This is a genomic window from Amycolatopsis sp. NPDC051373 (assembly GCF_040689465.1).
GTDB lineage: Bacteria > Actinomycetota > Actinomycetes > Mycobacteriales > Pseudonocardiaceae > Amycolatopsis.
Genome location: NZ_JBFBAE010000001.1, coordinates 664,684 through 679,182, shown reverse-complemented (window position 1 = coordinate 679,182; position 14,499 = coordinate 664,684). Strand labels below are relative to the sequence as shown.

At 70.4% G+C, this 14,499-nt stretch carries 14 protein-coding genes; 2 read left to right on the top strand and 12 right to left on the bottom strand.

Annotated elements, in window-relative coordinates; genetic code table 11:
* Window positions 1-31 precede the first annotated feature (31 nt).
* From AB0383_RS03360 to AB0383_RS03335, 6 genes are all read right to left on the bottom strand, one after another.
* Window positions 32-1,567 (bottom strand): class I adenylate-forming enzyme family protein, encoded by a 1,536-nt coding sequence (locus AB0383_RS03360; RefSeq protein ID WP_366184835.1) that lies wholly within the window; start codon window positions 1,565-1,567, stop codon window positions 32-34.
* A gap of 604 nt (window positions 1,568-2,171) precedes the next feature.
* The gene (locus AB0383_RS03355) at window positions 2,172-2,747 is read right to left on the bottom strand and encodes a TetR/AcrR family transcriptional regulator (RefSeq protein WP_364169860.1); all 576 of its coding nucleotides are present in this window, start codon (window positions 2,745-2,747) and stop codon (window positions 2,172-2,174) included.
* Window positions 2,748-2,785: 38 nt separating this feature from the next.
* A complete protein-coding gene (locus tag AB0383_RS03350; protein WP_366184833.1) occupies window positions 2,786-3,493 on the bottom strand; it encodes a DUF2334 domain-containing protein in 708 nt (235 codons plus the stop codon).
* A 75-nt stretch (window positions 3,494-3,568) separates the two neighbouring features.
* Entirely contained in the window at window positions 3,569-4,039 is a 471-nt protein-coding gene (locus AB0383_RS03345; RefSeq protein ID WP_366184908.1) for an NADPH-dependent FMN reductase, read from the bottom strand.
* 658 nt (window positions 4,040-4,697) lie between these two features.
* A complete protein-coding gene (locus tag AB0383_RS03340; protein ID WP_364169854.1) occupies window positions 4,698-5,531 on the bottom strand; it encodes a patatin-like phospholipase family protein in 834 nt (277 codons plus the stop codon).
* A 32-nt stretch (window positions 5,532-5,563) separates the two neighbouring features.
* Window positions 5,564-6,448 (bottom strand): phosphoribosylaminoimidazolesuccinocarboxamide synthase, encoded by an 885-nt coding sequence (locus tag AB0383_RS03335; RefSeq protein WP_364169852.1) that lies wholly within the window; start codon window positions 6,446-6,448, stop codon window positions 5,564-5,566.
* A gap of 47 nt (window positions 6,449-6,495) precedes the next feature.
* Between AB0383_RS03335 and AB0383_RS03330 the strand changes: the two genes are divergently transcribed.
* The gene (locus AB0383_RS03330; RefSeq protein WP_366184830.1) at window positions 6,496-7,287 is read left to right on the top strand and encodes an SAM-dependent chlorinase/fluorinase; all 792 of its coding nucleotides are present in this window, start codon (window positions 6,496-6,498) and stop codon (window positions 7,285-7,287) included.
* Between the two features lie 66 nt (window positions 7,288-7,353).
* Entirely contained in the window at window positions 7,354-8,598 is a 1,245-nt protein-coding gene (locus tag AB0383_RS03325) for a hypothetical protein (RefSeq protein ID WP_364169846.1), read from the top strand.
* Here AB0383_RS03325 and AB0383_RS03320 read toward each other — a convergent pair.
* The 6 genes from AB0383_RS03320 to AB0383_RS03295 form a co-directional block, all read right to left on the bottom strand.
* On the bottom strand, window positions 8,534-9,892 hold the full coding sequence (locus AB0383_RS03320) for an FAD-binding protein (protein WP_364169844.1): 1,359 nt from the start codon (window positions 9,890-9,892) through the stop codon (window positions 8,534-8,536). The two genes, AB0383_RS03325 and AB0383_RS03320, sit on opposite strands and share 65 nt — an antisense overlap.
* Before the next feature lie 133 nt (window positions 9,893-10,025).
* A complete protein-coding gene (locus AB0383_RS03315; protein WP_364169841.1) occupies window positions 10,026-10,766 on the bottom strand; it encodes an amino acid ABC transporter ATP-binding protein in 741 nt (246 codons plus the stop codon).
* A complete protein-coding gene (locus AB0383_RS03310; protein WP_364169839.1) occupies window positions 10,763-11,530 on the bottom strand; it encodes an amino acid ABC transporter permease in 768 nt (255 codons plus the stop codon). The genes AB0383_RS03315 and AB0383_RS03310 overlap by 4 nt, the downstream gene beginning before the upstream one ends.
* 6 nt (window positions 11,531-11,536) lie before the next feature.
* Window positions 11,537-12,313, bottom strand: a complete 777-nt coding sequence (locus tag AB0383_RS03305) for an ABC transporter substrate-binding protein (RefSeq protein WP_364169836.1) — start codon at window positions 12,311-12,313, stop codon at window positions 11,537-11,539.
* A 48-nt stretch (window positions 12,314-12,361) separates the two neighbouring features.
* On the bottom strand, window positions 12,362-13,165 hold the full coding sequence (locus tag AB0383_RS03300; RefSeq protein WP_364169833.1) for a transporter substrate-binding domain-containing protein: 804 nt from the start codon (window positions 13,163-13,165) through the stop codon (window positions 12,362-12,364).
* Window positions 13,166-13,386: 221 nt separating this feature from the next.
* Window positions 13,387-14,493: an alpha/beta fold hydrolase gene (locus AB0383_RS03295; protein WP_366184826.1), complete on the bottom strand. Its 1,107-nt coding sequence runs from the start codon at window positions 14,491-14,493 to the stop codon at window positions 13,387-13,389.
* Between the last annotated feature and the right edge of the window lie 6 nt (window positions 14,494-14,499).

Sequence of the window (14,499 nt, the reverse complement as noted above, 5' to 3'; positions counted from 1 at the left end):
ATGGCTTGGTGCGGTCAACCCGCGACCGGAATCAGGCGTCGACCAGGCGTTCCTGCAGGCGGAAGCGCATGACCTTGCCGGAGCCGGTGCGGGGGATGGCGTCGATTTCGAGGATTTGCTCGGGCACCTTGAAGTGCGAGAGCTGCTGCGCGCAGGCGGCGCGCAGCGTGGCCACGTCGAGGTCACCGGGTTGTTCGGGCACGACGAACGCCACTGGCACCTCGCCGAGGTCGGCGTGCTTGCGCGCGACGACGGCGGCGTCGGCCACGCCGGGCACCTTCAACAGCACGGCTTCCACCTCGGCGGGGTAGATGTTCTCGCCGCCGCGGATGATGAGCTCCTTGGTGCGGCCGGAAATCGTGAGGAAGCCGTTGGCGTCGCGGCGGCCGAGGTCGCCGGTGCGGTACCAGCCGAGCCGCAGCACTTCCGCGCTGGCCTCGGCGCGGTTGTGGTAGCCCCGCATGATGTTCGGGCCGCTGACCCACAGCTCGCCCTCTTCGCCGACGCCGACGTCCTCGCCGGTCACGGGGTCCACGAGCCGCACGCCGACGCCGGGCAGCGGCAGCCCGCACGAACCGAGGACCCGTCCGCCGTCCGGGGTGTTCATGGTGACCATTGTGGACGTTTCCGTGATGCCGTAGCCCTCCAGCAGCTGCACGCCGAACGCCTGCTCGAACTCGGCGTTGAGCGCCGCCGGCATGATCGCGCCGGCCGACACGCACATGCGCAGCGTGATGCTGCTCCACGGCGTGCCGCGGACGCCGTGCAGGAGGTACTGGAACATCGTGGGCACGCCCGGCATCAACGTGAACGGCTCTTGTTCGAGCAGCTCGAGCACGCGAGGCGTGGAGAAGCGCGGCAGGATCCGTTCCGTCGCGCCGACGGCGAAAACGCCGAGCACGCACAGGTCCAGGGCGTAGGAGTGGAACAGCGGCAGCGGGCAGAGCACCCGGTCGGCCGACGTGAGGCCCACGATCGGTGCCCAGCACGCGGCGACCACCCACAGACAGCTGCGCTGCGTGAGCAGCACGCCCTTGGGGCGACCGGTGGTGCCGGACGTGTAGAGCATCCACGCGACGTCGTCCAGCCCGAGGTCGTCCCGGGGCGCGGATTTCGGTTCGACGGTGGCGAGGTGTTCGTAGTTCTCTTCGGGTGCGTCGTTTTCCGTGACCAGCACGACCAGCGCTTCCCGTCCGTCGACCATGGCGCGAACGTGGTCGATGTGCGCGTCGTCGGTGATCACGACGCGCGCCTCACTGTCGGCGAGCTGGTACGCGACCTCCGCGGGCGCGGCGTTGGGGTTCGCGCACACGCCGACCGCGCCGAGCCGCGTGGTCGCGAGGTACGACTCGGCCGTCTCGACGCTGTTTTCCAGGTAGATCAGCACCCGCGCACCTCGGTCCACGCCGCGATCCACGAGGTTCCCGGCGAGCCGGCGCGTGCGCTCGGCCAGCTCCCCGTAGGTCACCGCCCGGCGATCGTCGTAGAAGGCGACCTTGCCCCCGAAGCGCGCCGCGTGCCCGACCAGCAGCTGAGGGATGGGACGGATCAACTCGACTCTGAGCATCGACATCTCCACCGCGAGGTTAACTAATGATAGTTAGTTGATGGAGTGTAGGGAGGAGGAGCGGCGGGGGCAAGGTGCGGTCGGGTGGGGATTCGGGTGGTTCGGCCGAGGACAGGTGCGCAGCTGCGGGACGCGTGGTCTTGCACCCAGGCGGGTCTTGGCGGGCGAGATCGGAGTCGCGGTCGCTGTTACCGAGGCGGTGGGCGAAACGGGGTTGCCGCTGTGGAGCGCGTGGCTTTGCGCCGGCACGGCAGGGCTTGGCTGTTGCCCAGTCCCGAAAGTCCACAGCGAACTCGCGTGACGCAGGTGAACCCAGCGCGACCGGCGTCGGGGCGGGTCGGCAGCCGTCTGCGATCGAGATCGGCGCCGGTCGGCGGGAATCGCTATTGCCTGGGCTCGCGGAAACGCCGGCAGTACACCCACCCGACCCGAGCAGTGCCCGGCGGCGTGCTCAGACGAAGGAGGCTGTGCGGGGCCGATCCGCGGGTGGGGGTTCGGGTCGTTGGCCGTCGCTGTTACCGAGCCTTGTGGTCAGGTCGCCGGCACACGCCAACGACGCGGCGAGGTGGTCAGCTGAAGCAGGTGCGCGTCGCCGAAAGAATCCTCAGGCGAGGCCCGCGACGCGCAATGCGTACTCGCTGTACTTGTCCGCCACGGCTTCCGCCGACAGGGGCCCGTCTTCGTGGAACCAGCGGGCGATGCTCACGCACATCTCCAGGATGCCGAACGCCGCGAGCGTCGCGGATTCCTCGTCGGTGGGGCCGGCCTGTTCGATGAGGGTGCGAAAGGCGTGGGCGTGGCGGCGGCGCAACTCGAGGACGGCCGTGCGGGCGGGGTCTTCGAGGCTGGCGATGTCGCGGTTGACGACGAGGGCTTCGCGGCGGTGCGTGGCGTGGCGAAGGGCGTAGACGCGGGTGGCGCGGCGGAGGCGTTCGGCGACGTCGTCGATGCCGGCGACGGCGGACTCGTAATCGGCCCAGACCTGTTCGGTGGTGTCGGCGACGATGTCGCGTAGGAGGTCCTGCTTGGCGCGCATGTGGTTGTAGAGGCTGGGCGTGCGGATGCCGAGCGCCGCGGCGATCTGGCTGAGCGCGGTGCCGTGGTAGCCGCGTTCGGCGAACAGGGTGAGGGCGGCGTCGCGGACTGCCGCCGGGCTCACCGTGGTCTTCGTTTCCGCCATGCGGCCCATGATTCCAGCCGCGGGCTTGGCGGGTGGGGTCAGGCGGCGGCCGCGCGGCGCAGGGAGCCGTAGGTGCTGCCGAAGGCGCGGTTTTCGATGGCGACGTCGACCGCGTCGAGCAGGGCCTGGCGCAGGCCGGGGCGGGTGAGGTCGGCGGCGTCGATGCCGAGGCGCACCAGGCCGCCGCGGCGGGCGGCGCGGGCCGACGCCAGCACGAGGGCGAAGCAGCGGACCGTCTCGGTGCGGTGCGACTGGCTCGTGAACTCCTGCACGCGCGCCCGGAGCACCTCGCCGGTCACGAGGTCACGGACGGAACCCGCGTCGGCGCAGAGCGTGATCCCGTGTTCCCGCAACGCTTGCAGCGTGCCCTGCGAGGCGAGCCAGCGCGGCGGCGCGAAGCCGTCGACGGCGACGCCGGTGGTGTCGAGCGCGGCCTTCGCGGCGATCAGGCGCAGGCGCGCCTCGTGCGCCGGCAGCGCGGCGAACTCCGCGCGACGGCCGAGCTGGACGGTGCGGTGCGTCGGGGTGATGCGGTGGTCGTAGCCGTGCAGCAGCACCGAGTCCCCCGCGGCGGCGCGCGTGCGCACCCAGGCGGTCACGGGGCCGTTCTCGGTCCGCGCGACGTGCAGGATCGACAGCGGCACCCGCCGCCGCTCCAGCTCCGACGCGAGGTCGGCGCAGCGGTGCAGCGTGCGCGGGGTGGCCCCGGACAGCGATACCAGCAGGCGAGCATCCACGTGTCCCATTGCGCCTCAGCCCGGTGGCGCCTGCCTGACAACGCCGTGAACTGCGCAGAAAGGACACATGAGAGTTACGCAGTGTCAGGCTTTCGTGGCCTCCACCAACCTGCTCACGGCCATCGCGATCCGGCCCCGCAGGTCGGGGTCGGTGATGATGCCGTCGGACACGGTGTGGCGCGGGATGGGGATGCGCGCGCAGGCGTCTTCGACGATGCGCGCGCCGGCGTAGGTGAGGACCTTGCGCAGCGACTCGTGGGCGTCCGCGCCGCCGGTGGGGGCCGCGACTGACGACGCGTTGATCCACGACACGGGCTTGCCGTAGATCTCACCGCCGCCGACGGTCCAGTCCAGCACGTTCTTGAACGACCCCGGCAGGCCGCCCGCGTACTCCGGCGTGCAGATCAGCACGCCTTCGGCCGCACCGACCTCCGCGCGCAACGCCACAACGGCCGGGTGCAGGGGGTCTTGGTCGTCGTCGGGGTTGAAGTGGGGGAGGTCGCCGAGGCCCGCGTAGACCTTGGACTCGGTGAACCCCGCGGCGGTCCCGATCACCGCCGCGTTCACCGAACCGCCCCGCAGACTGCCGCAGATGAGCAGGATCACGGACGCCAGTCTGCCAGTGAAAGTCGGGTCGGCTGCCTGTTTTCCGCCTCACTCATGAAGCGATCACACCCCGGACATGGCCCGACCTCCGCGATCCACTGCAAAAACTGACCCGATCGAATGCCGCACACCCGCCGATGCCGCGGGTCCGCCACCATCGCCAGATGTTTACGCAGGTCGCCCGCCCACCCGGAGCAGCGTCCACCGCCGTCAGCGGGACTAGGCGATCAAAAACGGCCGGAAAGGCCCGATGGCACAGCAAGCACGACTCTCCCACACGATCATGGGACCCAGACACTCACATGATCGCCAGAGACCGTGCCCGCCCGACAACCAGGCCACAAGACTTTTCCGGGCCCCCAGCCGGGAGGACACACAACCCCCGCCCCCCTGGGGGGCGTCCCCGTCCCAGTCTATCGGCGCCCGCGGCCGAAAAACGGCATGCGCGGAATCTGTGGACAACTGCGCCTCGAGCGGGTGGGTGTGGACAAGTCGTGGGCGGAATCTGTGGACAAGTGCGGCCCGGGCGAGCAGGTGTGGACAAGTCCCGGGCGAGCGGAGCGACAGCGGCAGTGACCACGGCCAGAACACGACCGTGGCGAAGCGATCACGACCAAACGATCTCCAGGCCCTTTCCCTGCACCCGCCCCGCCTCGGCGGATGGGCGGCGCGTTTCCGGGTCCAGGGGGTTCTGGCCGATCGCCGCCAGGGAGGCCTCGTCGGGTTCCACCACGGCCACCGAGGAGCCGCCGGCGCGCAGAGAGGCCACGACGTCCGCGAAGGGCTTCTCCGTCGGAAAGACATCGGCCGAGCCCAGGGGCATGACCACCAGCACCCGGTCGTACCCCGCGGCGTAGTCGGCGTTGTCCGCGGACCGCACGCCGCCGTCGACGTAGCGGTGGCCCTCGATGGAGACCGGCGGCCAGATGCCCGGGACGGCGCAGCTGGCGGCCACGGCGTCGACCAGCGACACGCCCGAGTCGTTGCGGAAGACGCGGGGCTCGCCGGAGACCGCGTCGACCGCCACGATCGCCAACGCGCGGGTCGGCCACTCGTGCGACGGGAGCCGCGCCTCGATCACCGAGCGGCGGCGCGACTCCGGCACGGTGGAGGCCGACAGCGCGAACTCGCCGACCGCGCGCCGGACCTCGAGAACCGAGCCGGCCGAAACCGCGGCGCCGAACTGCTCGCCGAACTTCTCCAGGTCCACCTCGACCGGGATCTCCGGGGACTGACGCGCCGCGTCCGCCTGCCGGACGTACAGCTCGCCCAGGCTCAACCCGCTGCCGATCTGCGCGGCGACGGCGGAGCCCGCCGACGTGCCGACGATCAGGTCCGCGCCGCTGACGTCATGCCCCGCGTCGGCGAGGCCCGCCAGGAGGCCCGTCATCCACGCGATCCCCGCGACCCCGCCGCCGCCCAGTACCAAAGCCTCGCTCATGTGATCCAGTCTGCCAGCGCCCACCGACAGTTTCAGGCGCCCGGCCAGTCGGCCAGCGAAAGCCCGCTGATGCGCTCGTAGGCCTCGACGTAACGCGCGCGCGTGGCGGCCACGACGTCGTCCGGCAGCGGCGGCGGCTGGGTGTTCGACGCGCGGTCCCAGCCGGACGGGCCGGTGAGCCAGTCGCGCACGTACTGCTTGTCGAACGACGGCTGGGTGTGGCCGGGCTCGTAGCCGTCGGCCGGCCAGTACCGCGACGAGTCGGGCGTGAGGACCTCGTCGGCGAGGACGAGCCGGCCCTCGGCGTCGAGGCCGAACTCGAACTTCGTGTCCGCCAGCAGGATGCCGCGCTCGGCCGCGAACTCGGCGCCGCGGCGGTAGATGGCGAGCGTCGCGTCGCGGACATCGGTCGCGCGCGCCAAGCCGATCTGCGCCGCGACCGTTTCGAACGACACGTTCTCGTCGTGCTCACCCAGCTCGGCCTTCGTCGCCGGCGTGAAAATGGGCGAGGGCAACCGTGCCGACTCCACCAAGCCGCCCGGTAACTCGACGCCGCAGACCGAACCGCTGCGCTGGTAGTCGGCGAAGCCGGACCCCGTGAGGTACCCGCGCGCGACGGCCTCCACCGGCAGCATGTCCAACCGCCGCACGAGCAGCGACCGGCCCAGGACCTCGGCGGGGATGCGCGGGTCGTCCCAGGCCACGAGGTGGTTCGGGATGAGGTCGGCGAGCTGGGTGAACCAGAACACGCTCATCGCCGTGAGGACGCGCCCCTTGTCCGGGATGGGCGTGTCCAGCACGAAGTCGTAGGCCGAGATGCGGTCGGACGTGACCAGCAACAGGTGGTCGTCCCCTACGGCGTAGAGCTCCCGGACCTTGCCGGCGGCGATCTTCGGGTATTCGGCGAGCGTCGTCACGGCTGCACCCTAACCCGAGGCCCCGGGAACCGAGGATGATGCAGGTCATGCGCTACCGCTGGATCTCGTTCACCACCGACTACGGCCTGCGCGACGGCTTCGTCGCGGCCTGCCACGGGGTGATCGCGCGCCTGGCGCCCGACGTGCGGGTGCTCGACGTGACGCACCTCGTGCCGCCGCAGCAGGTGCGCCCGGGCGCGGCGGTGCTGGCGCAGACCGTGCCGTCGCTGCCGGACGCCGTGCACCTGGCCGTGGTGGACCCCGGCGTGGGCACCACAAGACGAAGCATCGTCGTCGTCACCCCCCGAGGCCCGCTGGTCGGGCCCGACAACGGCCTGCTCCTGCCCGCCGCGGCCGCGCTCGGCGGCGTGACCGAGGCTTTTGAGATCGACGTGCCCGACCCGGCGTCGGCGACCTTCCACGGCCGCGACGTGTTCGCCCCCGCCGCCGCCCGCCTCGCGCTCGGGGCCGAACCCGCGAGCTTCGGGCCAGAGGTCGACGACCTGGTCCGGCTGCCTGAGCCGATGATCGCCGCGTTCCCCGGGAAGCTGGTGTCGGACGTGCTGACGGTCGACCACTTCGGCAACGTCCAGCTCGCCGCCACCCCCGCCGACCTCGAGCTGACCGGGCTGACGGGCGGCGTCACGGTCCACAGCGAACGCGTGGCGGTGTCGGCGACGATCGGGCGGACCTTCGGCGACGTGCCCCCGGGCACGAACCTGGTTTTCACCGACTCGGCCGGCCACCTGGCCATCGCCGTGAACGGCGGATCCGCTGCTGCGGTGCTGAATTTGGGTGCCGCCGAGGAATGCACGATCACCGCTTCCCCCGCCGGCTGAGTCAAGCCCCGCCTTGTCAACGCCCGCACCGAGAGACGAGTGTGGACGAAAGATGGGGAGGCACAAATGGTGGCGTTGGTTTCCCACGGCAACAAGGTCATTTCCGCGGGATTCTTCCGCGACGACGAGCTCGATTTCGCCACTCGCGGAGTGCTCGGCCGCGCCGTGCGCGGGGCGAGTGAGGTCGGTGAGGTGCTGGCGACGATCGCCCGCGTCGGCCGGCCGACGGACTGGTCGCGCGAGTGGGAGCGGACGGCGACCCGTGTGCAGGAAGAAGCCGCGAAGGCGCGCGAAGCCGGGCACCTGGTCAGCGCCGGCTCCCACTACCTGCGAGCGGCGACGTACTGGGCCTGCGTCGTCGACGGACTGTCCACAGGGGACGACACGGCCGCGTTGAAGGAAGCGTTCAAGTCCCACCGGGAATGCTGGGAAGCCGTGGTGGACTGCTCCGAAGGCGCCTTCCTCCGCGTCCCCGTTCCCTACGAAGGCACGGAGCTGCCCGGTTACCTCCTGCGCCCCGACGCGTCCGGCACCTCGCGCCCGACGCTCGTCGTCACCAACGGCAGCGACGGCGCCCTCAGCGACCTGTGGACCTCCGCGGCGGCCGGCGCGCTGGCCCGCGGCTGGAATGCGTTCCTCTACGACGGCCCCGGCCAGCAGTCGATGCTGTTCGAGCGCGAAACCTGCTTCCGCCACGACTGGGAAGCCGTGCTCACCCCGGTCGTCGACACGCTCGTCGACCGTCCGGACGTTGCCGAGCTCGCCGGCTACGGAATCAGCCAGGCCGGCTACTGGCTGCCCCGCGCGCTCGCGTTCGAGCACCGCCTGGCCGCCGCGGTGATCGACCCTGGTGTGGTCGACGTGTCGACTTCCTGGATGCGCCCCCTGTCCAAGGGCATGCGGACCGCGCTGGAGCACGGCGAGCGCGACACGTTCAACCGCGACATGGGCATCGCCGTCCGCCTGCCGGGCCTGCGCCGCACCTTGACATTCCGGGCGCGGCCCTACTCGCACGAAGACTGGTACGACCTCTTCAAAGCCGTCGAGAAGTACCAGCTGGACGAGGAAACCGTCGCCGCCATCACCACGCCCTTGCTCATCACCGACCCCGACGACGAGCAGTTCTGGCCCGGCCAGTCCAGCCGGCTCGCCGAGCTCGTGCGCGGACACGGCGGCCGCGCCGACCTGCTGCGGTTCACCGTCGAGGAGGGCGCCAACGAGCACGTGCAGCCGATGGGCCGGCTGCTCACCGAGAACCGGATGTTCGACTGGCTCGAAGAGCTGGTGCCACCACGGCCGGGGCGAAGCTGAACACGTCACCCGGATCCCAGACGTCCTTGAGGCGCGCTAGCTCCGTGGCCGTGGCCGGTTCGTAGCAGGACGACGCGTCGGTGTGGCTCGTGGGCAGGAACGTCCTCAATGGACCGCCGGAGCTCCACCCCGAGACGGCTTCGTACACGTGCGACTGCGACCCGGGTGCGGCGCCGGGGTGCGCCGACGTGAACAGGTTCAGCCGCGCCGCGCGGTGCCCGACGGCGTCCGCGACCTCGGGTTCGTCGGCCAGCGCGCCGCCGAGGTGGCGCAGCTCCAGCATGAACGGCGCGCGCGGATCCACGAGCGACGGCACGACCTCCAGCGCGTCCTCGCTGGTCAGCGCGAGGCTCTCGCTGTCGACCGGCATCGGGCCCACCGGGTCGGCGTGGATCGAGCCGAGGTCGGTCATCGGCATCGTCGTCACCGTGTCCAGGAACGGCCCCGCCGTGACCAGCGGCTCGACGAACCGCCGGCCGACGTCCGCGGCGCCGAGGTAGGCCACGCGCAGGTGGCAGCAGAACCGGCCCCGCAGCGGCTCGGGTACGCCCGGCACGTCCGGGAAGGCGAGGAATGCGAGCGACAGGCTCAGCTCTCGCGGCGCCGTCGCCAGGCTCGACCGGAACCGTTCGATGACCACCGGTGCGCGCTCGGAGGTGAAGAACAGGCTGCCCCCGTAGAGCTCGCGCAGCGGCACCAAGCTGGTTTCCAGCGCCGTGACCGCGGCGAGGTTGCCGCCACCACCGCGCAGGGCCCAGAACAGGTCGGGGTGCTGTTCGGCCGTCACGGTGAGCTCGCGGCCGTCCGCCGTGACGACGTCGAAGCGGCGCACGTGGTCGGCGGCGTAACCGTGGCGGCGGCCGAGCATCCCGAGGCCGCCGCCGAGGCTGTAGGAGACGTAACCGACGCCGGGCACGGACCCGACCGGCGCGGTCAGGCCGTGTGCCGCGGTGGCGACGAGGACGTCACCCGCCGTCGCGCCGGCCGAGACGCGCGCGACCCGCCGCCGCGGGTCGACCTCGACCCGGTTCAGGCTCCGCGTGGTGACGAGCAGACCGCCGCCCATCGAGCGGTGCGCGCCGTGGCCGGTCGACTGCACGTCGACGGCCAGCCCGTGCTCCGCGGCGAAGCGCACACCCGCGCCCACGTCGGATTCGGCCGCGGCCGCCACCACCACCTCGGGCCGGTGGTCGAGCGCGAGGTTGAACCCGCCCCGTTCCCGGTCGTACCCCACGTCGCCTGGAAAATAGACCCTGCCCTTGACCCGCGCGGTGAGCTCCCCGGCTCCACCCATCTCGGCTTCCTCGCTCTCGCCTCGAGCGTGAATGCGATGAAGTGCGGGGCCGAGACTACGCTCACGAATTCTCCGGTCAAGTCACCGAATTTCGTGATACGCGCGAACAATTCGGGGAAATTGCCGAGAGCGCTCAGAGCACCTGCGAAAGGAACTGCTGCAACCGCGGGCTGCGCGGGTTGTCGAAGATCTGATCCGGGCTCCCCTGCTCCACGATCCGGCCGGCGTCCATGAACGCCACTTCATCGGCGACGCTGCGCGCGAAGCCCATTTCGTGCGTCACCACGATCAACGTGAGGCCCCGCGAAGCCAGGCCCGCCATCAGGTTCAGCACGCCCTTGACCAGCTCGGGGTCCAGTGCGGAGGTGGCCTCGTCGAACAGCATCACCTCGGGGTCCATCGCCAGCGCCCGCGCGATGGCCACGCGCTGTTGCTGCCCGCCCGACAGCGCCGACGGCCGGTACGGCGCCTTGTCCTCCAGGCCCACCTCGGCCAGCCGCGCGTGCGCGATCTCCGCTGCCTCCTCTTTGGACAGTCGCTTCACGCTCCGCAGCGGCAGCACGATGTTGTCCAGCACGCTGCGGTGGCCGAAGAGGTTGAAGTGCTGGAACACCATGCCCACGCGCTGGCGCAGCGCGTCCGGGTTCGAGTGGATCACGCTGGTGCCGTCGAGCAGCAGGTCGCCGCTGTCGGGTTCCTGCAGGCGGTTGACGCAGCGCAGCAGCGTGGACTTGCCCGAGCCGGACGGGCCGATGACGCACGTGGTGCGGCCGCTGGCCACCTTCAGGTCCACGCCGCGCAGGACTTCGAGCGTGCCGAAGCTGACGTGGATGTCGCGCAGCTCCACACTGGACGATCGCACGGCGGTGGTCACAGGCTCACCCTCTCGGTGTTCACGAGCGACAGGTTGCTGCCGCCGTCGTCGCCGGGGTCGGCGCGGACCTTGCGGCCGGTCTGCAGTCGCTTGTCGATGTAGTTCACCAGGTGCGTGAGCGGCACGGTGATCACGAGGTACACCACGCCGGCCGCCACCAGCGGCGACAGGTTGCCCGTGTTGGCCGCCAGGTCCTGGCCGATGCGGAACAGCTCGCGCTGCGAGGTGAGGAACCCGAGGAAGTACACCAGCGTCGAGTCCTTCACCAGCGCGATGAACTGGTTCACCAGCGCGGGCAGCACACGGCGCACGCCCTGCGGGATCACCACCAGCAGCATCGCCTTGGTGTAGGTCATGCCCAGCGCGCGGCTGGCCTCCAGCTGTCCTTTTTCGACACTCTGGATGCCCGCGCGGAAGATCTCACCGATGTAGGCCGCGGCGATCAGGCTCAACGCGGTGATGCCCAGCGGGTACGGGTTGTGGCCGACGATCGGCCGCGCGAGCGTGCCCAGGCCTTGGCCGATCACGAGGATCGTCAGGATCGCCGGCAGGCCGCGGAAGATGTCGGTGTACACCCGCGCGGGCCAGCGCAGCCAGACCTTCTTGGACAGTCCCATCACCGCCAGCACCATGCCGAGCACGGTGCCGATGACCGCCGACACCCCGGCGAGGATCAGCGTGTTGACCAGGCCCGTCTTCAGCAGATCGGGGAAGACCTGCCAGATGTAGTCCCAGTTGAGGAACGTGTCGAGAAACTGATCCATCTTGGACTACTGCCCCGCGGCGAAATCGGTGGGCACCGGCTCGTTCGGCTCGAACTGCTGGTGCACGTTCTTCCAGGTGCCGTCGGCGACGATCTTCTTGATGCCGTCGTTGAGCTTGTTCAGCAGGTCGGTGTTGCCCTTCTTCACGGCGTACCCGTGCGGGATCGTCGTGGTGATCGTCTTGGTGACCTTCAGGCCAGGGTTCTTCGCCGAGTAGTCCTCGGCCGAGGCCGCGTCGAACACCGCGCCATCGATGGCCGACGACTTCAGTGCGCTCAGCGCCGCCGCGTCGTTGGGGAAGCGCACGGCCTGGGCCTTGGGCGCGTTCGTCGCGAGCCAGGTGTCGGAGACGGTGCCCTGCACCACGCCCATCCGTTTGCCCGCCAAGGAGTTCTCGTCGGTGATGCCCGCCGTCTCCTTAGCCTCGATGCCCAGCGACTGGTAGTTGTACGGGTCGGAGAACGCCACGGTCTGCTTGCGCGCGTCGGTCTGCGCGATGCCCGCGCTGCCGATGTCGAACGTCCCGTTGGCGACCTGGCCCAGCAGCGCGGAGAAGTCGACCGCGACGAACTCGACCTTCAGGTTCTCCTTGGCCGCGATGTCCTTCAGCAGCTCGTTGTCGAACCCGGTGAACTGGCCGTTCTCCTGGTAGGCGTTGGGTCGCGAGTCGCTCAGCGTGCCGACGCGCAGGGTGTCACCATCGCTGCCGCTGCCACCGCCGCACGCGGTGAGCGTGGCGAGCAGGGCCGCCGCCGTGACGGCTGTGACCAATGTCTTCTTCATGTCACTCCTCAGCTTCCCGGCCGGAACCGTCGATGCAGGATAGGACAGTCACGCGTTCTTCACCGGCAGGCCGGGACCGCCCTTGGCGAGCTCCGGGGCCACGGGTGCCTGCTTGAAGAACTGGGCGTGCAGGCGGGCGACGGTGCCGTCGGCGATGGCCTTCGCGAGGCCGTCGTTGAGCTTGTTCAGCAGGTCCGGATCGGACTTCGCCACGGCGTAGGCCGAGGGCGTGTCCTTGTCCAGCACGGTGTAACCGAACTCGAGCGGCACGGCCGGGTTCTGATCGAGGTACTTCTGGCCGATGTCCCTCGGTACCACCCAGCCGTCGAGGCCGCCGTCGCGCAGCTGCGCGAAACCCGCGTTGTAGTCGGGGAAGCGCACGACCTCGGCGCCCGCGAGCTTGCCCGCGAACTCGTCCTGCACGGAACCCTGCACCACGCCGAGGCGCTTGCCCGAGAAAGCGCTCGCGTCGGCCAGGCTCGCGCCCTTCTTGCTGACAACGGTGGTGTAGCTGGTGTCGTAGCCGTTGGAGAAGGAGACGGTCTTCTTGCGCGCGGTGGTGGCGGAGATGGTGGAGCTGCCGATGTCGAGCTGCCCGCCCGCGACCTTGGCGAGCAGGCCGGAGAACTCGGTGCCGACGAACTCGACCTGGAAGCCTTCGCGCTTGGCGATGTCGCGCAGCAGCTCGTTGTCGTAGCCGGTGAACTGGCCGTTTTCGAGGTAGATGCTGGGCGGCGCGTCCGTGAGGGTGCCGACGCGCAGCGTCTGGCCCGACGCGTCCGACGAGCCGCACGCGGTGAGCGTGACGGCGGAGGCGACTACGACGGCGAGAGTGCTGAGGAGCTTGCGCATGACTTCTTCCTGGCTCACGGACATGAAAACCGCCAGGCCGCGGGGTGCGGCCTGGCGCTTCCGGGTTCAGCGTCCGAGATTAGGGATTTCGCCCGATCGGGTAACTTCGTCTCAGTAGGTGGACTTCGTGCCCGCGGTCACAGGAATTCGCGCCGGCGCCGGTGGAGCCGGAATCGGTTTCCCGTCGAGCGTGGGTTCGCCGCGCTCGCGAATGAGGTGGATCACGGCACCGCGCCGGTCTCCACGCACTGCGCTTTGCCGCCGCCGAAGGTGGTTCGCAGCCACGACAGGTACAACGCGTTCGCAGCCGGCGCGGCGAGCTCCTCCTGGATCGCGTGCCCACTGCCGGCGACCAGGTGCGTGGCGAGGCACGCGTTGGGCAGCAGCTTCTTCTCGTAGCTCTGGAACGCGGGCGCGCCACCGCACTGCGGAGTCGGTGACGGCGGCGCGCCCACGGGATTGCCCTCGCAGTAGTGGCGATCGAACTGGCCGACGGCGACCAGCGCCGGCACCGTGATCCGGGCCGCCTGTGCTGCCGCGGCGGCGCCCTGCGGCCGTGAGGACAGCTCGGTGTCGGAAAGGATCCCCTGGTGGGCCCCGATCACCGGCAGCGCCTTCGGGTCGGTGCCCGGGCCGTGGACGAGGCCGATCTGCTCGACCTTGTCCGGCAGCACCGTCACGTACCCGTCGTCCAGCCCTCGCCACCGGGTCCCGACGGTCCGCGCCGGCACCTGGTAGAGCTTGTCGAGCTGAAGGGTTTCCGGGGTCACGGCAGCGCCGTACCCGGTGAGGATCAGCGCGTCGAGCACTCCGGCGTGCCTCGCCGCGACGCCGGCCAGCGTGCCGGAACCCAGCGAGTGCCCGATGCCCACGACGCTGTGCCAGGTGGTGCCGAATACCTGGATGTCGCTGTGCAACGCCGTCGCCACCTGGTCCGCAGTGGACACTTGGGCGTCGTAGGTCACTGATGTGCTCGAAGCGGGCACGGTCGAGCGGCCGGTGCCGAGCCGGTCGAGCGCGTAGGTGGCGTAGCCCTTGGCCAGGGCCGCGCGGACGAGGCTGCTGGAACGCAGCTCGGGCAGGTCCCAGTAGTCGGCGTTCTCCCCGCCCCCGGCGACGAGCAGCAGCACGGTGCCGTTGCCGCTCGGGGGCGTGCACAGATCACCGGTGAGCTGTCCCGGCGCGGCCACGCCGGGGATCGAGACGGGGGTCTTCACCACGCGGCACGTCGGCACCGGGGCGGCCGGTGCCGACGGCGGGCTGCTCGAACACGCGGCAGCCAGCACGGCGGTGAGTAGGAGAACCAGGGCACGGCGGGTGAGCGGCATCGTCGA